This window comes from Bremerella alba, assembly GCF_013618625.1.
GTDB classification, from domain to species: Bacteria; Planctomycetota; Planctomycetia; order Pirellulales; family Pirellulaceae; genus Bremerella; species Bremerella alba.
This window is the reverse complement of sequence record NZ_JABRWO010000013.1, coordinates 139510-164272: the sequence shown is the minus strand read 5'-3', so window position 1 is coordinate 164272 and position 24763 is coordinate 139510. Positions and strand designations below refer to the sequence as shown.

19 protein-coding genes are annotated in these 24763 nt (G+C 55.2%); 6 read left to right on the top strand and 13 right to left on the bottom strand.

What is annotated here, in order from left to right:
- Positions 1–67 precede the first annotated feature (67 nt).
- The 5 genes from HOV93_RS21390 to HOV93_RS21370 all read right to left on the bottom strand — a co-directional run bounded on the left by HOV93_RS21390 (position 68) and on the right by HOV93_RS21370 (position 6875).
- Complete coding sequence (locus HOV93_RS21390; RefSeq protein ID WP_207398583.1) at positions 68–1288, bottom strand: glycosyl transferase; 1221 nt, start codon at positions 1286–1288, stop codon at positions 68–70.
- Between the two features lie 67 nt (positions 1289–1355).
- A complete protein-coding gene (locus HOV93_RS21385; protein WP_207398582.1) occupies positions 1356–3086 on the bottom strand; it encodes an alpha-amylase family glycosyl hydrolase in 1731 nt (576 codons plus the stop codon).
- A gap of 52 nt (positions 3087–3138) precedes the next feature.
- Complete coding sequence (locus HOV93_RS21380; RefSeq protein WP_207398581.1) at positions 3139–4419, bottom strand: glycosyltransferase family 4 protein; 1281 nt, start codon at positions 4417–4419, stop codon at positions 3139–3141.
- 6 nt (positions 4420–4425) lie between these two features.
- Positions 4426–5307, bottom strand: coding sequence for an HAD family hydrolase (locus HOV93_RS21375; RefSeq protein WP_207398580.1), 882 nt, complete (start codon positions 5305–5307; stop codon positions 4426–4428).
- Entirely contained in the window at positions 5304–6875 is a 1572-nt protein-coding gene (locus HOV93_RS21370; protein WP_207398579.1) for a hypothetical protein, read from the bottom strand. Before HOV93_RS21370 ends, HOV93_RS21375 begins: the two co-directional genes overlap by 4 nt.
- Before the next feature lie 139 nt (positions 6876–7014).
- Here HOV93_RS21370 and HOV93_RS21365 point away from each other — a divergent pair, with 139 nt between their 5' ends.
- Positions 7015–7587 (top strand): sigma-70 family RNA polymerase sigma factor, encoded by a 573-nt coding sequence (locus HOV93_RS21365; protein WP_207398578.1) that lies wholly within the window; start codon positions 7015–7017, stop codon positions 7585–7587.
- Between the two features lie 102 nt (positions 7588–7689).
- The gene (locus HOV93_RS21360; RefSeq protein WP_207398577.1) at positions 7690–9348 is read left to right on the top strand and encodes a serine/threonine-protein kinase; all 1659 of its coding nucleotides are present in this window, start codon (positions 7690–7692) and stop codon (positions 9346–9348) included.
- A 41-nt stretch (positions 9349–9389) separates the two neighbouring features.
- On the opposite strand, the gene HOV93_RS21355 is transcribed toward HOV93_RS21360, so the two are convergent.
- Together HOV93_RS21355 and HOV93_RS21350 are read right to left on the bottom strand one after the other, a co-directional pair.
- Entirely contained in the window at positions 9390–9860 is a 471-nt protein-coding gene (locus tag HOV93_RS21355; RefSeq protein WP_207398576.1) for a hypothetical protein, read from the bottom strand.
- A 33-nt stretch (positions 9861–9893) separates the two neighbouring features.
- Positions 9894–10292 (bottom strand): hypothetical protein, encoded by a 399-nt coding sequence (locus HOV93_RS21350; protein ID WP_207398575.1) that lies wholly within the window; start codon positions 10290–10292, stop codon positions 9894–9896.
- Positions 10293–10631: 339 nt separating this feature from the next.
- Here HOV93_RS21350 and HOV93_RS21345 point away from each other — a divergent pair, with 339 nt between their 5' ends.
- A complete protein-coding gene (locus HOV93_RS21345; RefSeq protein WP_207398574.1) occupies positions 10632–11129 on the top strand; it encodes a hypothetical protein in 498 nt (165 codons plus the stop codon).
- 297 nt (positions 11130–11426) lie between these two features.
- On the opposite strand, the gene HOV93_RS21340 is transcribed toward HOV93_RS21345, so the two are convergent.
- From HOV93_RS21340 to HOV93_RS21325, 4 genes are all read right to left on the bottom strand, one after another.
- Positions 11427–13196 (bottom strand): c-type cytochrome, encoded by a 1770-nt coding sequence (locus tag HOV93_RS21340; RefSeq protein ID WP_207398573.1) that lies wholly within the window; start codon positions 13194–13196, stop codon positions 11427–11429.
- 101 nt (positions 13197–13297) lie between these two features.
- Positions 13298–15901 carry a PVC-type heme-binding CxxCH protein gene (locus HOV93_RS21335; protein WP_235990755.1) on the bottom strand — a complete coding sequence of 868 codons (2604 nt, stop codon included), beginning with the start codon at positions 15899–15901 and terminating at the stop codon, positions 13298–13300.
- 376 nt (positions 15902–16277) lie between these two features.
- Entirely contained in the window at positions 16278–18491 is a 2214-nt protein-coding gene (locus HOV93_RS26505; RefSeq protein WP_207398572.1) for an esterase/lipase family protein, read from the bottom strand.
- 219 nt (positions 18492–18710) lie between these two features.
- Positions 18711–19145 (bottom strand): response regulator, encoded by a 435-nt coding sequence (locus HOV93_RS21325; RefSeq protein ID WP_207398571.1) that lies wholly within the window; start codon positions 19143–19145, stop codon positions 18711–18713.
- Between the two features lie 146 nt (positions 19146–19291).
- Here HOV93_RS21325 and HOV93_RS21320 point away from each other — a divergent pair, with 146 nt between their 5' ends.
- Positions 19292–19504, top strand: a complete 213-nt coding sequence (locus tag HOV93_RS21320; RefSeq protein WP_207398570.1) for a putative signal transducing protein — start codon at positions 19292–19294, stop codon at positions 19502–19504.
- Positions 19505–19513: 9 nt separating this feature from the next.
- Here HOV93_RS21320 and folK read toward each other — a convergent pair whose 3' ends face one another.
- The gene (gene folK / locus HOV93_RS21315) at positions 19514–20470 is read right to left on the bottom strand and encodes a 2-amino-4-hydroxy-6-hydroxymethyldihydropteridine diphosphokinase (RefSeq protein WP_207398569.1); all 957 of its coding nucleotides are present in this window, start codon (positions 20468–20470) and stop codon (positions 19514–19516) included.
- A gap of 677 nt (positions 20471–21147) precedes the next feature.
- On the bottom strand, positions 21148–21963 hold the full coding sequence (locus tag HOV93_RS21310) for a carbon-nitrogen hydrolase family protein (protein ID WP_207398568.1): 816 nt from the start codon (positions 21961–21963) through the stop codon (positions 21148–21150).
- A 120-nt stretch (positions 21964–22083) separates the two neighbouring features.
- Between HOV93_RS21310 and HOV93_RS21305 the strand changes: the two genes are divergently transcribed.
- Both HOV93_RS21305 and HOV93_RS21300 read left to right on the top strand, forming a co-directional pair.
- Complete coding sequence (locus HOV93_RS21305; RefSeq protein ID WP_207398567.1) at positions 22084–22923, top strand: glycosyltransferase family 2 protein; 840 nt, start codon at positions 22084–22086, stop codon at positions 22921–22923.
- Between the two features lie 33 nt (positions 22924–22956).
- The gene (locus HOV93_RS21300) at positions 22957–24495 is read left to right on the top strand and encodes a lipopolysaccharide biosynthesis protein (RefSeq protein WP_207398566.1); all 1539 of its coding nucleotides are present in this window, start codon (positions 22957–22959) and stop codon (positions 24493–24495) included.
- The last annotated feature ends 268 nt before the right edge of the window (positions 24496–24763 follow it).

Below are 24763 nucleotides of genomic sequence, written 5' to 3'. Positions count from 1 at the left end.
CTTAAAACGAAAGCGGTCGCGATAAAATCGCGGCCGCTTTTGCTTCTTGCGAGCTGATTGGCCCGGATTAGGTGTACTCTGCCGAATCCCCTTCCACCGAACGCCGCAGCGTGTTGGGGAAGTCTGCGATGGCGCTTCGTACGCGAGTCCAGGTTGGCATCTCGTGAGCCATGACCGGGTTCTCGAAAAACTCTTGGCCGCACTGCGTGATCATGCGGGCAAAGCCTTCGACGGTGTGTTCTTCGCTGTGGCGATCGAACTCTAGACCATTGATCACCGCGTCGGCATGGTACTGGCGAATTGCATCCTGGGCATCACGCAGGTAGGCCGATTCGAGCGTGTTGAAGATGCCCATATTAAAGACAATGCCTCGGCTCGAGAGCGTACGGTAGATGCTGTGCAAAATGTCGGCGGTCATCTTCATCAAACCGCGATTAGCATCTTCCAGCGAGATCGGCTGATGCTTGTGCTCGTAAGGATGACCCAGGTCAATCTGACAAATCCGCTTGGGGGCCGTGTTGCGGAAGACTTCGGCCAGCGTTCCCACTTCTAAACCCCAATCGCTGGGAATGCGATTCGCGCGAACAAGCGTTGAGGTCACGGCGAACTCGCCGGAGAGCGGGTAACGGAAGCTGTTCAAGAAGATCAGAAAGTCATCGTTGCCCAGCACGCGAATCAGACTTCGCAAAAGGGGTGTGACCAACAGACGAACCACACGCCCATGCATGCGGTCGGTGACGCGGGCATAATAGGCTTTGCAAAAGTCGAAGTCGAAACCGCGATGCGCCATCGGCAAGCACAACCGCATCAGCATATCGCGGTGGTAGTTCACGATGTCACAGTCGTGTAGTGCCATCGCTTTGATTTCAGGATCGGCCAGTAGGTAGCCGAACGCGGTCCAAACGGCTCGGCCTTTTCCGGGGACAGAAACGTTGAAGCCAGCGTCGGTTAGCTGCTGAAATGCAGCCTGACCTCGGGGACCGTCGTTCCAAAGCACGCGGCAAGTGTTGCCTAGCTGGGCTGTCAGTTTTCGACACTCTCGGTAATCTTCAACATCTGGGGCTCGATTGAGCACCACGACAATTGTCTTGAGGAACTTCGTCCCTTCCAGTTCATTCATGATGGTCGCGAACGCCGGGGCCCGCATGTCGCTGGCTGTGACCGGCAGGATGAGCCCCATCGGGTATTCGCTGGTAGCGTCTTCGAGCGTGCGTTCGAGCTGCTCGGAACCAAGTGTTCCGAAATCGTGCAGGGTCGAAATGGGGCCGTGTTGTATGAAGTCGGACAAGTTTATGTCTCCTGGCCGGGAACGTTAGATGGGGAGAGGGGCGTGCTGTAAACTCGAAGCAAGCTCACTAGCCGTCAGGTTCGGTGAGCCAGACGATTTGATAAGGATCGAGCGTAATGCCCTGCGACTCAACCACGTATTGATCGCTGATCAAGTCGAACGTGAGCGGATGTAGTTTGGGGTCGCTCAGAGGAAGGCCTTGCAGCTTATCGGTTAAGTTTGCCAGAACAAGAATCGTTTGATCGCGGTCTGGTGAAGTGCGTTTAAAGCCGAATATAGCCGGGTTACCGGTATGGTAGACTTCGCTCGGACCATCCGGATGAAAAGCCGACTGTTCGATCCGCTTGGCAATCAGGTTTTGATAACCATGGAAGATGCGATTCTGCAGCGTTTCGTGCTCGGTGATCTGATTCTCTAATTCAAGTCGCTCGAATTTACGACGATTGATCCGACGTGGAATCCCACTTTCCTCGACGCCGCTAATGTGATTCTGGGTGCCGACCAAGCTGTGGAAATAGATGCCAGGGACTCCCTTCATGGCCAGCATGATTGCCTGAGATGCCAGGAACCGCAGGGCATGATGTTCAGGGCCGAAGCCTTCAGGTTCGCCCATTGCATCGACATAGGTGATGTTCAATTCGTACGGCTTTTGCGAGCCGTCGGCCATTGTTCGCATGCCTACCAGTCCGCCGCGCTCACGCGTGGCCTGGACCAGTTTGTCGAGACGCTGCTCCGGCACAAGCCCTTCCAGCGGGCGGACGCCAATACCGTCGTGCGAAGCGGTGAAGTTGAAGTAGGTGGTGCCGGCAGGGATGTCGTATAGGGTTTCCATCCATTTTGAAAGCGTCGTCGCATCTTCGTTCAAATACGCATCGAACAGCAGCGGCGGAAGGCTGAACTGATAGACCATGTGCGCTTCGTCGGCCAAACCGAAGTAACTGATATTCTCGGCATGCGGCACATTGGTTTCGGTCAGCAGCAGCACGTGCGGAGCGACAATTTCTGTGACGGTGCGCCACAGTTTGACTGCCTCGTGGGTTTCGTCCAGGTGCAGGCAATTGGTGCCGATCGTCTTCCACAGAAACGCAATCGCATCCAAGCGGATAATTCGGGACCCGTTTTGAACGTAATACAGCAGCACGTCGGTCATCGCCAGCAAGACTTCTGGACTGCCGTAGTTTAAATCGACCTGATCGGCGCTGAAGGTCGTCCAGACATGCTTTTCGCCGGCGGCCGTTTCGTAGGGAGAAAGCAGCGGCAGGGCCCGTGGACGCACAACCTGACTGAGGTCCACACTGGGGTCGACGTCAATGAAGTACTCGTCGTATGGCTTCTCCCCTTGCAGGTACTTCTGGAACCACTCGCTCTTTTGCGAGCAGTGATTGGCGACCATGTCAAAGGCCAGGTCGAAGTGCTCGGCCAGCGCGTGCAGGTCGTACCACGTCCCGGAATTGGGGTCGACCTGTTTGTAGTCGACCACCGAGAAACCGTCGTCGGAGGTGTAGGGAAAAAAGGGAAGCAGGTGAACTGTATTGAGCAGGTCTTGATAGCCGTGGTGGACAAGGAAGTCCTTGAGGATGGCCAAGGGGCTTTTGTCAGGGCCGTAGACCTGATCGGCATAGGTGATCAGGACGACGTCCGTTTCGTTCCAGCCGGTTCGTTTGGGTTCAGGAATCTTGGCAGAATAAGATTCGAGCAAATCAAGCAGACGCGGCAGAACTTCGGCGGCGACCGTTTCGCCGTACATGCGATTCAGCTGCTGACTAAGTGTATTGTGTTGTTCTGACGTGCCGATCATGGAACCTCCCTATCCGAGACGGCCGCGCTTCGGGCTTCGAGCGCGACACGGCTTATAAATCATCCATACCGGTGAAATTGGTCACCAAGGCCCGAAGTTTACGTTCGAGTACGGAGTAACTGAAAAATCGTTTACCAAGTTCAAAGTTGTGCTCGACCACTTCCTGGCGATACGCACCATCTTCCATCAGGTTACGAACCTGGGTCACCACATCTTTGGTGAGATAGCCATCCATCGTGACGACCTTAAAGCCCTTGGGTTCAATGTCGGTAACAAAGATAGAGTAACGATTCACCAGAATGGGCTTTTTGAAGTAAAATGCTTCGATCAAGGCGTTGCCGAAGCCTTCGTACAGACTCGGGTAACTAATGAAGTCGGCGGCGGCGTAGCAATCGCCGAGGGTATATATCTTGCGACCTTCGCGATCGTTGCCACGCTCTTCCCCGACACGATCGGCAACAAAGCGAATGTCGACGTTTTGTCGTTCGGCCATCTCTTGCAAGGCGTGCATGTACTCGTCCCCTTCGTCGCCAGACTCGTGCGTCACGACGAGTTTGTACTTGGGGTTGTTGAGCGAATTGACGAGCGAGATCGCATGCTCGATCCCTTTTCGGGGCACGACTCGTGTTGGCTGCAGAATGACAAAGTCTTCGTGCGAAAGACCGATGTCTTCTTTAAACGAGTGCGGGTAATCGTCGTTGATCGGCGGGTCTTCGAAATTCAGAACGTTGGGAACCAGGATCGACGATTGCCCTTTGCGGTGGGAAAGGTCTGCCTGGCCTGGCAAGTTGATCGTGACATGCTGAATCGACGGCAGTGTCGGCGGAAACGCCATGCTAAGCAGGTCATTAATTCCGTTGACCGAGAAGCGATCGCGTTCCCAATAAAAGTCGTGATGGTGGGCGATCGTCGGGAAACCCGTTTCGGCAATGAACATGGTGATGGCCACGCCCAGAGGAACGTTCATCGGGATACAGAGCGCGTTTTGCACGATCATCACCTCGATATTGAAACGCCGAGTGAATTCGTACAACGTGTGTTTAAGATACTCGGCAAGCGCGAATATCCGCCGGGTAACTTCGGGGTCACGGGTTGTGGTACCGAAGATACGGCGATTAATCCATTGTATATCCGGGTGACCAAAATAGGCATGCGGAACCAGGCTGGTGATGTCGGGATCGGTATCCATCTTCCCGCCATACCAATAGCTGACATGCTTATGCTCCCAAAGAACCTTGGCCCATTTGTCCGCTTCAAGCGAAACGCCATCGGTCCCGGCAAAGCGTGTTCCTACGAAGCCAATGTTGTGCCCTACGGTATCAGGTACGTTCATGCTGGATTATCTCGGAAGGCAAGCCAAAATGTCAGAAAGTCTTAAGAGGGTAACGTCAGGTTGTATTGGCAACATTCGAGCATCGTCCTTCCGTAGTCGTAAACTACGACGATCGCCCGCAAATAGTGCAGTTTTCATGCCAATTTGCGATGCTGGCTGAATATCATTCAGCATGTCATTGCCAACATACAAAATATGACACGCCTCGATTCCCTGGTCGGATAAACTTTGGGCGGCGGCCTGATAAAGGTCCGTCCCTGGCTTGGCAACACGATGCTCGTACGAGAAAAAACAGTTCTCCGGCCGAAATCCCTTTTCCTCAAGGGGCGAATCCAGGAACGTTTCGACGATTTTAGGAGTGAAGTACTGGGCATTGCTGATAATTCCCAACGTGTACTCCTGCTCGTGTAACCACTGCAGAACCTCTTGAAAACCCGGCATCGGCCACACCGGGTTCACCCGCGTCTCGAACTCCCACGCAAACAATTTCATGTCGAAATCGCACGGAAGTTCGACCTGACCAAGACGCATCGGAGCGTCAAAAACTTTTTCCCAAATTTCTTCAATCACCACCTCTGGATAAGAAGTGCCTCTTTTAGTGGCAATTTTGTGATCATCTTGGATCACTTCATAAAACCGGGCGATCATCTCCTCGGCGGGCACTTTGCACTGCACACCACTCGCTTCCCAAGCGGCTTCCAGGGCATCCCCTTTGGTCATCTCCATCGCCGTGCCCACATCGCCGCTACCGCTAACCAGCAGCGTTCCGTACACATCGAACAAAACCGCACGGATCTCCGGCAGTTCCTTTAACTGCGCCGGCTGCTCGGTGGGAATCGGTGCGAGCGGCTGACAGTTACGGTTTAAGATTTCCGAGAATCGGTTCATGCGTCTTCCAGGCGGACAGGATGAAAGCGGGACAGTTCAACAAATTGCCTTAGAATCCGATCCGCTCCGCTGAACGACGACACCGGCCCCGGCTGCTGCCTGGCTAGTTGCTCGTACCGCTGACGAAGTCGCTCGCCGGTACCTTTGAGTCCGAACCGCGTTAAAACAATTTGCGAATTGATTTGGATGGTCGAATCGAAATTCGCATCCTCTTGTGTTAGGGGACGCATCACGTGTTCGTTTTCTTGCACGATCGCTTCAGCAAGTTCTTGGTTCTCAGCGACCGCACGAACGACTTCCCGTTGAGCTTCGACGGTAAGCAGCGCGAAGTCGATCCAGTCGTCGCTCAATCGCTCGTCCAGTTGTTTCGCTAAGTCTTCGACTTCCATGGCCTCTTGCCCGAAGTCTTGTTGCACCTGCATGAACAGCTGGGCCATCCGCTGACGATAGGCTTGTTCTGAGAAGACTTCGCGAGATGTAATCGGACAGCGTTTCGGGATAAACAGACTCGCAGCCAGGCTATCTAAGCGGAGCCCCGCTTCTTTGAAGTCAGCCGAGATCTCTGGCAGGTCGCGCCCGATCAGTAAATTGTTGGTCAGCCAGGCTTCCAGAAACACGAGCCCGAACCCCTCGGCTACGCTCGTATTGATGATCGCATCGGCTGCGGCCAGGTTTTCGTGGAAGGAGAGTCCCTGGTCGCCACCCACGTCAAACTTGCAAGGAAGCTGAAGTTCTTCGGCGAGGGCCTGCCACGCTTGATAGGGATTCAACTCGACCGGATTCTCGGGAACTAGCGTAATCCCGAAGGTGGTCCCAGGAGGAGCCAACGCCGACCACAGGACCAATTCCCCCACGTTCTTCCGCCGAATGCCCCGCACCGGATACAGAACGTACTTTTGGTTGGGGCTCACGCTCAATTTCTCTTGCAGCTTGTGTCGGGCGTCGGCTCGGTGCGGCAAGATCGGAAACGGTTGCACCGGGTTGGGAAGCCAGGCCAGTTTTTCGTGAGGGAAGCCGGACTTTTCGAGAATGCTCCGGTCGCGCGAGTTCAGCACCGCATAGTGGACATGGGGGGCTTGAAAGAAGACCTCAGCCATCCCGGTTCCGCTTGCAGCGTGGAACTCGATCTGGCGGCGGTAGTTGTCTGGGCGAAAGTCTTCGGCGAAGTCGTGCAGTTGAAGCAGCATGCGATAGCCTGCTTCGGCCAGTCGAGCCAAAGCGTTGGGCCACGCCACATTCTTTCCGAGCGTGTGGTTGTGGACATGCAACAGAGTCTCTTCCGGTGCGAGTTCCAGCTTTTTGAGGACTTCCGACGTTGCCCGATAGGGGGCTTCTTCGCCGACGGCGGTGACGGTGTCGTAGTCGATACTGGGAATCGAGACGAGTTGAACGCCTTCGAGGGCCGGTTCCGCTTGATCGGGCCAACCGGTCGCGCGGCCTCCATAAAGAACCACGATTCGATCGAAGATATCGGTTGCTCCGGCCTCGTGCAGGGCGCGCAGGTGATTGAGGATCACCTGGGTCACGCCGCCCCGATTAAGGTGATGATGCACGATTACCAGGTTCATCGAGATCCTTCCAAATTCCTGTTTGCCAACAAAACGCCACAGCGCATTCTCCCCCGCCTCGTCGACTGTTAAGCTAGACGTGGAAGCAAGGAGAATCAAGTCGCCCCCCCTGCCTTACCCCTTCAGGAATCGGAACTTCATGAGCGATGACGTCGAAAGTTTGCTGGCATCTCTTTCCGACGGCAAGCGGGATGCGGCCGATAAGCTGTTGCCCATCCTTTATCAAGAGTTGAAGGGGATTGCCAATCAGCACATGCGGAACGAACGGGCCGACCACACGCTACAGGCAACCGCCTTGGTGCATGAAGCGTTTCTGAAGCTGGTCGATCAGAACCGGGTCGAATGGAAAGGGAAAGCCCATTTCTGCGCGGTCGCCTCAAATATCATGCGGCGAATCCTGGTTGATCATGCTCGCACGAAGAACGCTGCCAAGCGAGGCAAAGGGGCCCAGCGGATTACGCTAGAAGAAGGGCTTGTCGCTGGCGATCCCCAAAATAACGTCGATTTGGTCGAGCTTGATGAACTGCTCACCGAGTTGGCCGAACTCAATCCGCGGCACGCCAAGATCATCGAGATGCGCTACTTCGCCGGGATGACCGTCGAAGAGACCGCCGCTGCCCTCGATGTTTCGGTATCGACCGTGAAAGGAGACTGGCGAATGGCCAAAGCTTGGCTCTCAGCAAAACTAGAAGATGGTTCGACAGCGTCTTAATCTCCGGTAGGGCCCGCATATCGCGGGTCGAATACCAGTTACCCGCTTCACGACCCGCGACACGCAGTCCCTACTTTTCAGCCAACCAATTCCACGCAAAGCATGACACCGGACGACTACCAGCGACTTTGCGATGCCTTCGAGAAGGCCATTCAGCTTTCGCCTGAAGACCGTGAGCCGTGGCTGGCCGAGCACTTTACCGACCGCGGTGACCTGCATGACGAAGCCCGGCGAATGTTGGCCAACGACGAGAGCTCTGCACTGGACATTTCGCCGCTGCATATGCATCTGGCCATCGACGATTTGACGCCGGCCACGGTCGACCTTGACCCCGACAAGACCGTTACTTCTGCCAGAAATGCCGATACGATCGAATCGGTGCCAGGGTATGAGCTGATCGATGAACTTGGCCGCGGTGGGATGGGCGTCGTCTTCAAGGCGCGACAGCTTTCGCCGGAACGTGTTGTGGCGGTGAAGATGATTCTTTCCGGCCAGTTTGCTTCGGCTCAGGAAATTCAACGCTTCCGGGCCGAAGCCGAGGCCGCCGCGAATCTGTCGCACGCCGGTATCGTCCCCATCTATGAAGTCGGGCACCATCAAGGGCGGCACTTCTTTTCGATGGGCTATGTCGAAGGACGCAGCCTGGCCGATGTCATTCGCGAAGGTGGGTTGCCGCCGGAACGGATCGCCGAGTTGGTTCTCGAGATCGCACAGGCCATGGCCCATGCCCACGCGGTGGGGATCGTGCATCGTGACTTGAAACCGTCGAACATTTTGATCGACGCCGATGGGCACCCCCGCGTGACGGACTTCGGTTTGGCCAAACGCATGGATGGCAATTCCGAGATGACCTACTCGGGCCAGATCCTCGGTTCGCCCGGCTACATGGCCCCGGAACAGGCCGCCGGCAAGAATCACCTCGTCGATCAGGCCACCGATATTTACGGCCTGGGGGCAATCCTATACGCACTTCTGACCGGCAAGCCCCCTTTTGTTGCCAGCAACATCTTAGAGGCCATCGACCAGATCTGCACCGTCAATCCGGTCTCCCCGCGAAAGCTCAATTGGAGCGTCCCCCGGGCGTTGGAAACGATTTGTCTGAAGTGCATGCACAAAACGCCGGCGGCTCGGTATAGCAGTATGAAGGAACTGGCCGCCGACCTGCAGTCGTATCTGCGGCATGAACCGATACGCGCCAAGCCGCTGGGTATTGGCGAGCGGATTATCTATTGGGCTCGACGGAAGCCTGGCCTGGCCAGCACCCTGGCGTGCGTGATTTTGTTCTTTACGTACCATGTAGTTAGCTCTTACATCATTCAAGAAGCGGTCTCGGCTCGGCCGTGGTTTCGTGTGGCGTCTGTGTTATTCGCGATCGCGTTTTCCGCCGCGGCGTGGTTCTTCCAGCGGATGTACGAGAAACCAAGCTCACGCAATACGGCCATCTACGCCTGGATGACCTGGAACTTCGTCCTGCTCACCGGTCTCCTGTTTCTGGTGCATGGCGCGGCGAGCCCATTGTCGCTGATCTATCTGCTGCTGGTCGCGGCCAGTGCAACGCTCTACGAGAAAGGGTTGGTCGGATACACCATGACCCTGGCCGCGATAGGCTACCTGATGCACGTGATCATCGGAGCCACGCTCCGCCCGGTGGGTTACGTCGATTTCTTCGACGCCACCACCATGACCATGTCGATCGTTATCCTAGGCATGATCCAGTACTTCGTCGTCCGCAGAATCCGCCGCACAATGGACGACGAGTAGATCCGTCGCTGCGAGGACTTGCGTGTCGCGGGGCAGGAAGCCTAGCGAATAGGAAACCCATTGATTAAAACGTTGTTCGGATTTCGTTTGTCAATCACGCGTGCGCCTTGTAGCGCGCCAAGATCAGCTTGTTGAAACTGGTTTGGATTCACGGCCTGCAAGACATCAAACTCGGTCAAGGTCCAGGTATACGTGGCGTTTTGACCATGGGAAGTGTTCGCAATTGTCTCGATCATCGTCCGACCATTTCCCCATACCTTCCACGTGGCCTTGATTTCGTGAACGACCCGCTCTTTGACGTAAACATTGGCGGAGATAGGCCGGTTGCCGATCCCAGAATCGAGTTCTACTTCGCATCGAACGTTCTTGCTGGGGTGATAGGTGCCATGGAGAATGCCGTTGCCGTCCTTAATGAACTTCATCGACTCAAGCCCATCGCGGGTCGGGTTAAAGGGCAAGATCAGTAGCGTGGATGGGTGATACCAGGCGGTGTAGTAAGTATCACTCAGCATGCTTGAATGAGGCTTCTGCCGTTTAATTCGTGTCTAGCAGCCGACCCTTTTTAGTTGGGGGCTAAAGTAGGTGACGTAAAGCGAGCCATCTTCCAGTAGCAACGAACGTACGTCGTCGTAACGGGCATGTGGAAAAGTCGACCTATCGAAATCGCAGAGACCGTTATTGCGTAACTTGTCTCCCCAGACCCAGCATTCAAAGGTGGTGTGCATCCGTTTTTCGACTTTTCCGTCCAGGCCGAAGATTTCAAACCTGCCTTTCAACCGAGCCTTGCCCAGCGAGTCTCGATCCGTCTTAAGTGACGCTTTGGCCTCGGCGAGAATCTCTGCTGTGTTTAGTTCCTCTGCCGACATGGCACAGCGGCCAGCAGCCACCACACTAAAGACCACAACGAAGCACGCTATGATTCGTGTGCAAAGCGCCGTTCGCATGTTTCTCTGCCTTCGTTGGGTTTGTGTCAGATCAATCAGCACGACGTGCATTATAAAGGGAATTCCATACCGGACAACGAAAATGAAGTGTCCGCGATACATGCGTGCTACGTTCGTTAGAAAAAAATGTGCGTGCGCTCTCATTCACGCAGTGCCTTGCCTGTATACTAAAGTGACACACCTCAGAGGACGATCCATCGGGGTGCCCTTCCACGTCTTTAAATTCAAGTGGAAGCGGACGAGCTAGAACATCTTTTCAGCACTTGTTGGCCCCTTCAGGGCTCAGGAACGATCCAACCCGGCTGCCTCGTGGCCCCCCGAAATTTACCGAGCTTTCCTATGTCATCATCCAACGCACAATCGAAAGATGACGGTGCGCTCTCGCAAGAGAGCGCTCCGCAGATCGTCGTGCGCGTTGGCCAGTACTTCGGGTGCTCGGACTGCGGAGTGACGGTGGAAATCCCCGTAGAAGTCGTGGGACGACTGGTGATTCCGGTCGATCATTCGCCACAAAAGCCGTCTGACCCCGAGATGCCGCCCCTTCCTCAGCCGCCTAAAGCTGGGCAAGCCAAACAGTCTCGGGCAGCGCGTTCCAACCGCCGGCGCATCGACGGGCTTGTTGTGCTCGGGGCCAATGAAATGGAACGCGCGTTTGCGTGGGTCTCGTTTCACTTCAAGCTACTCGGCCTGCAAGGCAGTGAAGTCAAGCGGCTGAAGACGCTGTTTAAGAAACGGCGACGGCACGAACGGCTTGCGCCCCAGAGCAGCTACTCGGGCGACGATCGGGCGATCCCCACGAAGAAAAAAACACTCTATCCTACGCGCACGTCCGCGTGAACAAGCGAAGAGGGTACCTGCCCTAAGACCGGGTGGGCATCGGAAACCGGTCGAGCAAAGACATGCCCACCAAGACGTGAGCATGTCGCCTAATAAATACTCTTCGCAACTCTCGTCGCAGCCGAATTTACGAGGGCCACCGTGACCGTCGCGGCAGACATCTAACGCGTGGGGTTTCAGTAGTGACGCGAAGCAGACCGTATCGCGCCGATACGGTCTTTCACGTCAAGCAATGTGGGAACATTGTTCGTGGTTTGCTGCGCTGTCACCGCTGGGTACCCTGCGGGGACGTCCCAACTAGCTTCCGCCGACTACCGTGTACTGGGCGTCGGAACCGGCTGGCTTGGTGACGACGGCGCGGAACGTTTTGCCGGGGAAGGTTCGCGTATCCAAGCGGAAGGTGACCTTGTGTCGACCAGGCAAGATGCTGGTGTTGATCGGTTCGGTGCCCGGGAACTCGTCGTCGGTGATCCACACCGTGACGCCGGCCTGGTGGTTTAAATCGACTCCGATATCTCCACCGTCGACGACTTCGATTTCGGCTTGAAGAAACAAGACCGGACTTTCGATTTCGCTGAGGTCAGACAGGGGTAGGTCGCCGTTCACCTTGCCGTACATGGACAGCCAAGAATCGGCATCGAGGCCCAATATCTGCGATTCAAACTCGCCGGCCGATGGGTTTGCTTCCCCTTGGAGCGAGGCGGGAACTTCCTTCAGCACACGCCAGCGCTGAATGGTGGGCTCGCTACGAATGCCGTAGGGGCCTGGTTTTCCAAGTTCCCCGATGTAAGCGACCAAGTCCAGGAATTCCTCCTCAGTCAGGAAGTTGGCCAGGCCTTTGGGCATGAGCGAGCCCCCTTCCTTTTCGAGGTCGATGTCGTCGGCGGGAATGATGATTTCATTGCCGTTGGCATCTTTCAGGATCGTGCGGTCTTCGTTCTCGTCGGCGACGATGCCTTGGTGCATCTTGCCGTCGAAGTCGACGATCGACTTCATGATGTACGCTTCCTTGACGGCCATCTCGGGGAAGAGGATCGAGTTGATCACGTAGTCGATCGGGCTGGTCGCACCCACCGGGCTAAGGTCGGGACCGATCGCCCCGCCAGCACCACTGATCGCGTGGCACTTGAAGCAACTCAAGTCGGCACGCCGGAAAACGACTTCCCCTCGCGCCGGATCACCCTTGGCCAAAACCTGTGCGACCAGTGCTTGTAACTGCTCGTCAGTGAGCGGGTCGGGGTTGTTGTCGATACCGGCGGCAGCGCTTAGCACGTCGACCAAAGACGCATCCGAGCGACCCACTGAGTACATTTGGCGGAGACACATTTTGGCCACATCGGCGTCGATTTCCTTTGCTTGCAGCGCGGCTGCCAAAGCATCGGGGCCCTTGGTGTCGGCCAGGAATGCGTCGATCATGTCGGCCGGATCGGTCGACGTATCGGCTTCCGAAAGAACCTTCGCAGCGGCATTGGCTGCCTGAGGAAGATCGATGTTGGTCAGCGCCGAGACACCCAAATAGCGGATCGGCAGCGGTTGGTCTTCGCGGGTCAGCTGGGCGACGGTATCGGCCATTTGGTCGCTGCCGGTCGCGATTAATGAGACGATCGCCTGGCGGCGTAGTTTCAGCGAGTGATCGTTATTAAGGGCCAGCGAGGCGAGTGTGTCGGCGGTGGCTTCGACTTTCCAGAGGCCTGCCAATTGAATGCCGAGGGTCTTCAGGGCCTGATCGTCGCTGGCGATCAGTGTGCTGATGGCGGAAAGGTCGCCGGCGGGGATCAGGTTGCGGCTCTCGCTGGCGGTCTTCAACGCTTGAAGCGATTCGAGCGTCAGGGCTGGGCTGAAGGCGTCGTTTTTGGTGGCTTCCTGAAAGAGGATGCCCAGGTTCTCGGCATTGCCGCGTTCGGCGATCATGCCGACGACCGTGCCGACGCGGGATTCCGGCAGCTTGCCACTTTGCAGCAAGCGAACCATGGCGTCGGTTGCGCCTTGGGCGGAAGCGGTTTGGGGAGTCGCGAGCAAAACGCACGCGGACATCAGACAACCCAGCAGTAGATAGCGAATCAACATCGTAAACAGTTCCGGAGGGTAGGCAGGCGGTCTTTCGAAAGAAAGAGCCATCCCCAAGTCGAGGATGACTCTTCCTTAGTCATCTATCGTAGTCCAAAAAGTTAGCCTTGCTTGGCACGCTTTTCGAGCGTTTCCAAAGTTTCCTTCAGCGTGTATTCCAGGTAGTAGTCCTGGTCGTGAAGAAGCGATTGCAGGGCGATCTCTTGGGCACGCGGGACGTCTTCGCCTTCAAAGAAGCTTAAAGCACGGATGGCTTCCAGACGCACGCGTGGGTTTTCGTCGTTGACCTGAACTTCGAGCAGGTCAAGCGTGCCTGGGACGCGATCGCGCCAGTAGCACAGCACGCGGGTCGCGGCCGCACGAGCACGGAAGTCGCCATCGGTGAGCAAACGCTTGAGCAGGTCGGCGTCGACCAGGTCGAGGTTTTGCTTAACCCACAAGGCTTCCAGCAAGTGGTGATTGAACATCGGATCGTTTTTGTCGAGTTCCGCCATCCAGGTTTCGATCGCTTCAGAGACTTCCTTGGCGTCCTTATTGCGAAGCTCGCGACGAACGCGGTAACGGGTGCGGTATTCTGGCTCTTTCAGAAGGTCCAGCAGCTGGGGCACCGAGGCACCGTCGATCTTGGCAGCTTTCACCAGGTCGTTGCCGGTGTAGCTGATCCGCCAAATACGACCATGATGCTTGTCACGCTTCGGATCACGCAGCGAGTGCTGCATGTGACCGACCAGTGGGTTGTACCAGTCGACAATGTACAGTGCGCCATCGGGGCCAAACTGAATATCAACCGGACGGAAGCTGGTGTCTTTCGAGACCAACAGTGGGTCGACCGGGTCGGCGTGGATGCCGCTTCCGTCGTCCTTCACTTTGTACTGGAGAATCCCTTGAAAGCCGATGCAGTTGTTCAACAGGTAGTTGCCCTGGGCCGACTCCGGGAAGTTACGGCTGGAAACCATTTCGCAACCGGCGGTTGGACGCCACTGCTTTTTAAGGAACTGCTGCATGCGAGCGTGCTTCTGTGGATAGACCACGTCGCCGCTGAATGCCGTACCGAAGTAGTTGGCACCTGGCGAAGCGTCAGCCACGAGGTTCTGACCCCAGTCGTCGAACGTGTGCCCCCAAGGATTGGCAAAGGGGTAAGAGACAAAGATATCCAGCTTTTCGGTCGTCGGTTCGTAACGGAAGATGCCAGCGTTGGCGAGGCGTTCCGGACCGTAAGGCGTTTCGACTTGCGAGTGGTGGAACGTACCTTCCTGGAAGTAAAGCCCACCGCCGGGGCCCCAAGTGAACGTACTGATCGAGTGATGCGAGTCGGCCGAGTCGAAGCCGTGCAGAACGAGGGTTCGCTCGTCGGCCTGGTCGTCGCCGTCGGTATCTTTCAGGAACATCAGGTTCGGCTGCTGGGCGACATAAGCGCCTCCGTCTCCCAGTTCGATACCGGTGGGAATGTGCAGGCCATCGGCAAAGACAATTTGCTTATCGGCTTGGCCGTCGCTGTCGGTATCTTCCAGGATCAACACTTTGTCGTCCGGAGGCGTGCCAGGCAGGTACATCGGGTAGGTTTCCATGGTGGTTACCCAAAGTCGACCCTTGGCATCGAATGCCAACTGGACCGGGTTTTCCAGGTCAGGAAACTCGACTTCCGAAGCAAACAAGTTGATTTCGTAACCTTCAGGCAATGTGAAGGTCTTGGCTTCCGCAGCTGGATCGAAGATATCGACCGGACGGTTGACGTTCGTTTCGATGGCGGTGAAATCGCCTGTGTTGCTATCGTCGACTTGTTCCGGAACGCTTTCGCCGTTGGCCACTTTCCAAATACGTTGGTCGCGGTTTTCGATCATCTTCCGCAACTTGGCGAACTCGGCAGGGAAGTTCACCACGCCGAACGGATTTTTACGGCCACCATAAATGTAGAAGCCGTTGACTGCACGGTGATCGTAGAAGAACTGCAGGTCCTTCTCTTTCACTTCCGGGTAAAGCGTGGCCAGGTCGGTCTTGTATTTCGGAGCAGCACCGAAGAGGCCTTCGTCGAGCGCCTTGCCGAAGACTTTATAGCCTTCGTCGTTCAAGTGAATGCCGTTGATGGTCAGATCGCTTTCTCCGGCCATGGGTTCGAGCATGGGGGCGAAGACGTCGACGTACACGACGTCATGCTTGTCGGCCAGCTTTTGCATGGCCTGAGCATACACGGCGATGTTTTCGTTGGTCTTTTCGCCGCTTGGCAGAACTCGCGAGTGAAGGTCTTCGTGTGGAATGGGCGAGACGAGCACGAGCGTCGGAGACTTGCCGTCGTACTTGGTCTTCTTGGTATCGGTGATGAACTTATCGAGGTCCTTCTCGAACTTGGCGAGTCCTTTTTGACCGGCGAACGATTCGTTGAAGCCAAAGAAGGCCATGATCACGTTTGGCTTGTGATCTTCCAGCTTATGACCGTGGTCGTTGAAGTCTTTGCTGCGAGGACGCAGAGTCACTTCATCGGCCGACCAGCCAAGGTCGCGGACGACCAGGTTCAATTCCGGAAAGCGAGCCTGAAGACGGGTCTCGAAGTGCGGGAAGTATTGCATCCGTTCGGCCAGCGTATTGCCGATGTAGACAATCTTGTCCCCCTTCTTCAATTCAAGCTGCGCGGCATCGACGGAAGAAGACGAGATCAGCGAAACGCAAAGACCCAGCAGCAAGGCTGCCGTACACATTGGTCGAATCATGGTGTTCCTGTGTTGGAAAAGTAATCGAGGCATCAGCATGAAGGGCATGGGGAAAGGCGTGTGCTCACGATGAAAATCAAAGCGAGTCCACCTGGTGCGAAGCGAGGTAGGTTGCTCGAGATTTCCCAAGTACCCCTTTAAGGTCAGGCAATCGTATGACGAACCTATGGATTATAGTCGTGAGCGTGACCGCGTTGAAAGCTTCAACGGCGATTTCCGCCTGGGGCATTTCCGACAAATTGGGATAAATCAGACAAGAGCGTGAGAATAATCAACATTAACGCATTGATTCCACGAGCTAGGGGAAAGTGGAAAAGCAGATTTTCCGTGGGCGTGTTTTAAGAATGAAACGGAGAATGCCGGTGGTACTGGCCAGCTATCGAATTGGGACATATTGTCGGGCAAACGCAGGGCGTGTTCCATGCACGCGGAGGATCCGCAGAACTTCGCAAACCGTGCCTGGGTTTCGGTTGAGATTGGTATGCATCGAAGACACCATGATTTCCGAATTCACTGCCGGCAGCCGTGCACTCGTGATAGGAACCACGCTGTCACTTTGTCCATCGTGAATCGACCACCATCCGTTTCCTAGGATGGTGTGGCGAGGAATGTCAGGTTGAATTGGCAGGCGATAGATGCCGTTGAGCAGCATGCTTTCGGGGCTTGTCAGGTCGAGACTGATGGGCACACGTTTGCGGAATTCTTTACGAAATGCTGCCGGGTTGTCTTCGACTAGTTTTTTGTGAGCATCGATCAGGCAAGGGCCTCCATGGACTAGTGCTCCGGAAACGTGACTGGCCTTGATCGTGAGATGGGTGGTGCCTTGGTGGGGCGTGCCGATAAAGACAATGCGTCCCACATTGGGCGAATGCGTGAAGTAAAACTGACCGCGCAGGTAATGCTGCATCTTCGGCGGAGCATCAAGGGTGTTCAGTGGCTGAAAGGCTGCGTGCTCCCAAAGCGTATTGCCACTGTCGGTGACTTGCAGCTTGGCAATGAGCCCTCCCATGCTATGCCCCACCATGACGGCATTTCGGAGATCTCGGTCAAACCCACTCGGATCCATTTCCGTAATAATCTGAGCGAGCTGCTTTCGTAGTATGTCGGCCGATTCCAGGAAGGGTGCGGCAGTGGGATAGTGAAACGCCCAAATTTCGTAGCGGGAAGCTAAGTCAGGGTTGCTGTCAATTTCGTTGGCAATGCCAGCCCATGTGTACGGAGCCGAAAAAAGGCCGTGGACAAAGATGACGGGGATCTTTCCCTTGCGATGTGGTTCCAGAATGAATAGCCCGTCGTTCTCGGTGTCCTTGTAAGGATATAAGGCCTCGATATCCGACTCGCCGCGTGTTTGGCTGAGCAGATAGGCATAGGGGGCCGTGGTATCTTTGGCGAGTGGAACCTGGCGGCAGTTGAGTTCCACATCGCCAGAGGTTCGTGGGTCGTACAGCTCCAGTTTGGCAACGACCTGTTCGACATGCGTGCCGCCGGGGATCTGGGCTTCGAGGGTCGCGTCGTAAAGATTCATTTCCGCTTCCGGCCGCAGGATGCCGGTCACGGAAAAGGGAACTTGCTTGGGGTACCATTTGTCGGCTTTCTTTTGCTCGCGAATGCAGACCATAGGTACGCCGAGCCCCGGCGAGCGATGCTTGGTGAGAAGGTATTTCGATTGATAATCGCCGACAATATGCCAGCGGTCGAAGTCGTCGGCGGTGCGTTGGAAGTTGACGTATTCGAACTCGACGATCTTATAGCCGCCGTTAACTGGCAGCCTGATGCCGACTTTTTTATCGATGTAGCCAGACTTGTCGGCAATGAACATCAAACGTGCGATCGACGAATGGTAGACCTGCCAGGCACGCTCGGTACCCTTGGTGGTTTTCGGTTGAGGCGGAACTGCTTGCATGTAGCGATAGGCTGCGATGGCCGCATCGAGATACATATTCATTGCCGATTCATCGACCTGCCGGTCGGCATCGACAGCCATCGCATAATACGATTCGGCTTGTCGAAGTTGGATATCGGCCGATTCCGTTTCCGGCACCGACTGCTCGACCATGCCCGGCATGCCGGGCATATAAAGGACTTCCCCTTCGCCCAGTTCGCTTTGAAAGAACTCGGGGCCGAGGTTCGTGGGCTCGCCGATCGCTTCAGGTTCCAGGCGATGGGCTGACGGCGTTTCGATGCGTTCGCCGCCGTGGTTCAAAAGATTGGGCATGTTCGACATGCGTTTAAGAGGGCGACCGACGACGGCTTCCCCTAGGTTGGTCGAGACTTCCTCGTAAGCTTCCGGGGCGTCGACTTCTTCGTCGAAGGCACACAGTTGAACAAAGCTTCCGGTGGCTGCGGTCGATAGATCGGCACTCGCGAGCGAGTTGGCCTCGTCGAGGTCAATCGGATCGATGGCGGTGACGTCGCAAGGGTTGCACCAGATACCAAGGGGATATTGCGATTTCGGGTTGGCTTCCGGGCAAGGAGCAACCATTTGAGGATCACGCCAGCGACCTTGGCGACAGAACGCGCATCCAGACGCGAACTGAATGAGCAAGACCGCAGCGCAAAGAGCGGCAAATGTTGGCTTCCAGCAGACCACGTAATTCGCTTCCTGCAACGTTTGGTGGGGAGTGCGTCATGGTATGTCATCCGTCACGACATGCGCATGAAACGAAATCCATTTCAAATTTCGCCATGAAACGTTACCTCACCGATAAGGTCTGCGCAGCCAAATGTCTCTGCGCAAGCAAGAAAAATCGCCCTCGGTGCGTTAGGTAGTAGCGATCGTTTCGGTTTTAGGTGGCCTGGTCAGTCTGAACTAGGCTCCGGCCGAGGCAGTTGACTTAGGAAACAAGGCCGACTGCCAGCGAGCGGCACGTTCGATGTGCTGCTGGACGATGTTGCAGAGTTCCGTGCGTTGGATCGGCTTGAGCAGGAAGTCGGACGCGCCATTTTCGACGGCTTGCGTCACGTGCATCCAGCTTGACTGGCCCGTCAGGAAAACAACCTGGGTCCATGCATTGCGCTGTTTTGCGAAGATGAGCATGTCCTGGCCGTTGATTTCCGGCATTTCGATGTCACTGATCAGCAGGTCACAACAGTTGTTGCCGATCCATTGTTGGGCTTCATGCCCGTCGATAAAGTCGTATAGTTCCAGCTCGTTGCCGAAGGCCCCGCGAAGAATCGTTTTCACCAAACGAACAATTCCGGCGTCGTCATCGATAATCACGGTTTTCAGTTTGCGGTTGGCCATGGGGTCGAACCTGTCGCGACAGAGAATCATTTGGAATGGTTTGGGTCTTCAGGCCAAGACTAGGTTACAATTCCGTATGAAGCGCGTCCCAGCTGTGGGAGCCCGCAACACTTGAGTTAGACATCGAGAGTAGGAGTTACGGTCTTATGGAAGATATGGATTTTGTGGCCGTGCGTACGTGCCAGAGCCACGAGGAAGCTACGATCATTCAAAATGCGATCAAGGAAGAGGGCATTCCCTGTATTCTGGACAACGACCATCAAGGCGGTCTGGCCGGTGTCCTGGCCATTCGTATTCTGGTGCCTAGCGAAAAGAAAGAGGCTGCCGAGAAGTTCCTCACCGAGCATCACTCGCGCTAAGACATACCCCTAGATGGCTTGAATGGCCGCAGTCAATTCGGTGACGGCTGACGCAAGGTCGTTATCCTCTAACCAAAGACGCGGCGCATGAACGTTCCCACGAACGGCCTCAGCTAATTGAGCTTGCAGGCCGTTTCTTTCTTCGTGGGTCCACCAGCCTTCTTCGACGGCACCGTAGGTCGCTTCAGGCCGGTTCCAGTAGACCGTCAGTCGTGCTGGCTCGGTGCTTGGTGGGACAGCCCGATTCGATTGCGTAAGGACCTCGGCGATCCCGTGCCACCAAGGAAGAATACGGACGCGGCAGCCAGGGGGAAGGCTGCCGTGAAGCGACTGCTGCTCGGTCAGCGTTTGCAGGGAAGCGATCAGTTCGTTCCGCGATTCGGGATACGAAAGCAGATCGTTGGCGAACGAGAGTTTCGAATCGCTAAGTTCTTTTTCGGTAGCCGCAAGTAACTGATAGACCGCTGGGCCTGGTAGTGCGGCGATCTCGACCAACGGAGACGCGTCCGAGAGATGTTGCCAAAGCTGCCCGATGGTGGCGTTCAGTTCGGGATGAAGCATCTCAGCGGCGACTTCGGCCGCCGGCTGCATGACGAACCGGCGGAAGCTCATCCGCGGATGAGGGATGGTAAGCTGCGGGGTCTTGGTGATTTGCTGGCCATAGAGAAGTAAGTCAAGATCAAGCTTCCGTGCTCCCCAGCGTTGAATGCGAACGCGGCCATGGCTTTGTTCGATGTCGATCAGTTTCTGGTGAACTTGATCGGGCGAGAGCGAGGTGGAAAATTTCGCAGCCGAATTGAGATAATCAGGCTGTCCGCTCGGTCCACCTACGGGTTTGGTCGTCAAGAGCTCGCTTCTTGCTTCCAACGAAAAATCGGGATCGGAAGCAAGTTGGTCGACGGCCAAAGTGAGCGAAGCACCGCAGTCTCCGAGGTTCGCGCCCAGGGCAATCAAGATAGTGGGCACAAGTTAGTTGCTCTGCGAGCGGCTAGGAGGACAAGTCAAGTGAACAAGCAATCTACCATGTTGATCGGGACGCTAAAAAGCATGAAGGGATTTCCATAAACAGGCCCAAAAGCCTGTCGCACGTCGGTCCATTCAGTCGTCGCCCTTCAAACTATTTAGCGGAGAGCTCTGCCAACCTATATGTGACAAATCCCTTTGCCGGAAAGCAATATCTCTCGCACGCACTCTATCCCTCTCGACTCTCTCAAATGATCAGCATAACCGAGTAATGCGTTGTGCTGTTTCCAGCGCGCAGAACTCCCTGGGGATGTCCTTCTCGCGATCCGGGAACGATTGGTCAGAGCGACCAATTTGCAACGAATGACACAGGTTATGGAGGAGAGGAGAGGTTTTAAAGACGCATTCAGCGTCCCGTGTTTCCAATCAACATAGGGACTAATTTTGCGAAGCGAGGCGGAGTTGTCAAGCAACCATCGTAATCTTTTTTTCACATTGTGTTTCTTGCTTGTATTTCACGCGGGTAAATCGTTTGTAAATGCGTGTTGCTCTTGGGGTATAAAATACGTGCGGCGTTTATGTCAGAAGAAAGTACTTAGAAACAAGTGATGTGTAGATACAAAGTTGTTTGCGAGTGTCTGGGTAGTTGACAAGAGGTCCTACATGCTCTCGCAAGGCGTCTAGACCATTCGGCGATGCGAAAGTGCCGGCAATTCGGCCCGTATTTTACGTTGCGAAGCGAGGTCAATTTCCGCATAAATGATGCCGGGCTGGTGATGCTCGCCGCGCGCGAGCACCTTTCCCCACGGATCGATAATCAAAGAATTTCCGTGGCATTGGATCGAGTCACCGTACATTCCGCATTGATTCGCGGCGACGACATAAATTTGATTTTCGATAGCGCGAGCACGCGCGAGAACCTCCCAGTGAGCTTGCCCTGTCTTGTCGGTGAATGCCGCAGGAAGCACGCAGATTTGCATTCCGTCTTCGGTAAGGCGACGAAAAATTTCAGGGAACCGCAGGTCGTAACAAATGGCCTGGCCAATATGCCCTAGCGATGTCGAAGCGACCGAGAGTTGGCTGCCGGCTCGCACGTAGTCTGACTCGACCACTTTCACGTCCGGTAGGTTGATATCGAAGCAGTGAATCTTGTCGTAAGTGGCTAAAACTTGGCCATAAGGGCCGAAGAGCACGCTCCGGTTGATCACTTTGTCGGGGTCATCATCGGCGGCGATCGCTACGCTGCCGGCGCAGAGGACCAGTTGATGCTTGATCGCCAGGCCGCGCATCGTCCGAAGGACGTTTCCGTCCATCGATTCGGAATTTTTCCGCAGTTGAGATACTTTTCCCAGGTACGGAAACAACTCGGGAAGTACCACCAATTGGGCACCAGCTTGGGCCGCATCGGCGATCATCGATTCCGCTTGTTCCAAATTGACCGGTTTTTCCGCTCCCGAGTCCATTTGTAGGGCAGCGACCAGATAGGGAGCGATCATAGCGACGGATCTCCAAGGTAGGTTTTTTTGAGAAGTGCTCTATACTTGTACGCGGACTTGGTTGGTCGATGTGGCCCCTTCCGGGTTCGGGCCTTCTTCTTCCCGGAATTGCCGAAACCAATGAGTATACATTCCGAAAACGATCAGGACGTCTTGTCGCATCTGGAGCAAACTTTATTGGAGATCTCCACAGACGAATCACGCCGAGTAGAAATGCTGCACCAGCTTTTGGGTGAAGCGGCATGCTATCGGCTGGCAATTTACGAGATTCCGCACGACTTTATACTTTCTGTCGTGGTGCCCATCTTCAACGAAGTCAACTCGCTGCAACAAGTTATTGCAGCAGTTCGCCAATGCGGTTTCAAGTGTGAAATCATTTTGGTTGATGACGGCAGCACCGACGGAACGCGGCAACTGCTGGAAACGCTCCGCGATCAGACCGATTTGAAAATCATTCTGCATGAAAAGAATCAAGGCAAAGGTGCTGCCTTGGCGACCGGTTTTAAGGAAGCGACCGGAGACGCCGTGATTATCCAGGACGCCGACCTGGAATATACGCCGAAGGATTATCGAGCGCTGCTACAGCCCATCATTTGTGAAGGAGTGGACGCCGTTTACGGTAGCCGCTTCATTACCGGGCAACGCAATGTACCGCGCGTTCGTCATTACCTGGCGAATAAATTGGTGACGATGTGGTCGAACTTGTTCTCGAACCTGTATCTCACGGATATGGAAACCTGCTACAAAGTGTTCCGCCGCGAGGTTATTCAGGAGATCGCGCCCACGCTTCGCGAAAAACGCTTTGGGATCGAGCCGGAAATTACGGCCAAGTTGGCCCGACGCAAAGGACTGCGAATCCGCGAAGTTCCGATCCGCTATTTCCCTCGGACGTTTGAAGAAGGAAAAAAGATCGGCTGGAAAGATGGCATCCGGGCTTTGTGGTGTGCGATCCGATATTAAGTTCGACATCACCTGCTGGAACTTCTCCGTTTTATGAATGATGGCTCCACGCCCGACGATGCGGCAACTCCGCTCGATCACGATCTGATCCATAAAACGCAGCGTGCAACGCGACTGACGATGATAGGTCAGATTGCCGGGCAGATCATCTCGCTGGTGGTCATTGCCCAACTCTATCACCTGGTATCGCCTGGTGAATTCGGGCTGCTGGGGATGTTCATGCCCATCTTGCTGCTCATTCGGGCATTCGGGTCGTTGGGAATGGATATCGCAACGGTGCAGAAGAAAGGGCTGACCGACGAAGAAGCTTCGACGTTGTTCTGGTATCAGATCATTACCGGCGTGGTACTTACCTTCATCCTGGCTGGTCTGTCGCCGCTTCTGGCCATGTGGTTTCACGCCGATCGGTTAATGCTGGTCGGGGTCGTGCTTTCAGGAACTGCGCTGCTCTACAATGGTTATTCGCAACACAAGTCACTTGCCGAAAAGAAGCTGCACTTCGGCCGATTGACCATCGTGCGGGTGATTTCGTTGATCGTCAGCGGAGTGTTGGCTATTGTTGCGGCGTACCATGACTGGGGCATCTGGGCACTTGTCGTACAGCAGTATAGCGAACTGGTTGTGCTGAATATTGGCTTCTGGGCCATCGAGCCCTGGCGGCCCGGTAAGTGTGCTCCGTTGTCCGATATGAAGCAAATGCTCAACTTCAGCGGATACTACACACTCAGTGGAATCTTCTTTGCCGTAGGTCAAAACCTGGACAAGATCATCTTAGGGGTCGTGTTTGGCTCGAGCCCTGTGGGGCAAATATGGATCGGCTACTATACCCAGGCCTACAATCAAATGATCCGGCCAGTCTATCTGCTGACCTCACCGGTGACCTCGGCCATGTTGCCAGCGTTATCGCAGGCGAAGACTAACCGCGAATCGTTTAGTGCGATGGCGGCCTCCTTCTATCGCATGGTAGGAATCATGCTGGCTCCCTGCTCGATCGGCATGCTCATGGTTGGCGACGAACTGATGCCGGTGCTGGGTGGTGACGATTGGATCGAGGCGGGCGACTTGCTCTCGATGATGGGGTTGATGATCGTCGCGCAAAGTTGGATCAATATCACAGGCAGCCTGATGAGCGCTGCCGGACGGGCCGATCTTCTGGCGGTCGGTGCATTTGCCAACATGGTGGTCTTGGCCGGAGCTTGTGGCGCCGCTTACTTCTTCGCAGGGCAACACGATCCCGAGCTATTTACGATCGATTTGGCAGGCCTGGTGACCCTCGGTACCCTTGCTGTTTGCGGCCCCTACCTGGCGTTTTGTTTCAAGAGTACCGGCGTTGATGTGAAGAGGACGTTCCGCCAACTGGCACCGGCGTTGGGGGCTTCGGTGCTCATGGGAGCCGTCGTCTATTTCGCCGGTTGGATGAGCTACTTTTTGCCAGACGCGATCACGCTTGCTCAAGAGATACTCGTCGGCGTTATCGCCTACTTATTTTTCGCGCGAGGTGAAGTTCGCTGGCTATGGCGGCAACTGCGGGGCATGAAACCAGAAGAAAATATTCATACAGTGGTTGATTAAATGCACGATCTGATGCGATCAGCTTAGGTTGAGTGCATGATCTATTGGCCCCGAATGGAAGACATTCAATCGCGAAGAGAATGAACGCTGTCTTTTGTTCATAAAATTAGGTCTAGCCACAGAGGAAAAGAAGAGCAACCACCGATGGGCGCGGAGCTTGAATTCGTGTGGGAAGACTCGGAAATTGATCCGTGATATCCGAGGTTAAAAAGTTTCTTCTTTCGAAGGCTAGGGCGACTGGCCATGAAGTCGAACTGGCGTTGTCGCA

Excerpts from the sequence above, each read along its gene's own strand:
- HOV93_RS21385 (WP_207398582.1), bottom strand. The coding sequence starts at position 3,086 with ATGATCGGCACGTCAGAACAACACAATACACTTAGTCAGCAGCTGAAT.
- HOV93_RS21380 (WP_207398581.1), bottom strand. The coding sequence starts at position 4,419 with ATGAACGTACCTGATACCGTAGGGCACAACATTGGCTTCGTAGGAACA.
- HOV93_RS21375 (WP_207398580.1), bottom strand. The coding sequence starts at position 5,307 with ATGAACCGATTCTCGGAAATCTTAAACCGTAACTGTCAGCCGCTCGCA.
- HOV93_RS21370 (WP_207398579.1), bottom strand. The coding sequence starts at position 6,875 with ATGAACCTGGTAATCGTGCATCATCACCTTAATCGGGGCGGCGTGACC.
- HOV93_RS21365 (WP_207398578.1), top strand. The coding sequence starts at position 7,015 with ATGAGCGATGACGTCGAAAGTTTGCTGGCATCTCTTTCCGACGGCAAG.
- HOV93_RS21360 (WP_207398577.1), top strand. The coding sequence starts at position 7,690 with ATGACACCGGACGACTACCAGCGACTTTGCGATGCCTTCGAGAAGGCC.
- HOV93_RS21355 (WP_207398576.1), bottom strand. The coding sequence starts at position 9,860 with ATGCTGAGTGATACTTACTACACCGCCTGGTATCACCCATCCACGCTA.
- HOV93_RS21350 (WP_207398575.1), bottom strand. The coding sequence starts at position 10,292 with ATGCGAACGGCGCTTTGCACACGAATCATAGCGTGCTTCGTTGTGGTC.
- HOV93_RS21345 (WP_207398574.1), top strand. The coding sequence starts at position 10,632 with ATGTCATCATCCAACGCACAATCGAAAGATGACGGTGCGCTCTCGCAA.
- HOV93_RS21340 (WP_207398573.1), bottom strand. The coding sequence starts at position 13,196 with ATGTTGATTCGCTATCTACTGCTGGGTTGTCTGATGTCCGCGTGCGTT.
- HOV93_RS21335 (WP_235990755.1), bottom strand. The coding sequence starts at position 15,901 with ATGATTCGACCAATGTGTACGGCAGCCTTGCTGCTGGGTCTTTGCGTT.
- HOV93_RS21325 (WP_207398571.1), bottom strand. The coding sequence starts at position 19,145 with ATGGCCAACCGCAAACTGAAAACCGTGATTATCGATGACGACGCCGGA.
- HOV93_RS21320 (WP_207398570.1), top strand. The coding sequence starts at position 19,292 with ATGGAAGATATGGATTTTGTGGCCGTGCGTACGTGCCAGAGCCACGAG.
- HOV93_RS21310 (WP_207398568.1), bottom strand. The coding sequence starts at position 21,963 with ATGATCGCTCCCTATCTGGTCGCTGCCCTACAAATGGACTCGGGAGCG.
- HOV93_RS21305 (WP_207398567.1), top strand. The coding sequence starts at position 22,084 with ATGAGTATACATTCCGAAAACGATCAGGACGTCTTGTCGCATCTGGAG.
- HOV93_RS21300 (WP_207398566.1), top strand. The coding sequence starts at position 22,957 with ATGAATGATGGCTCCACGCCCGACGATGCGGCAACTCCGCTCGATCAC.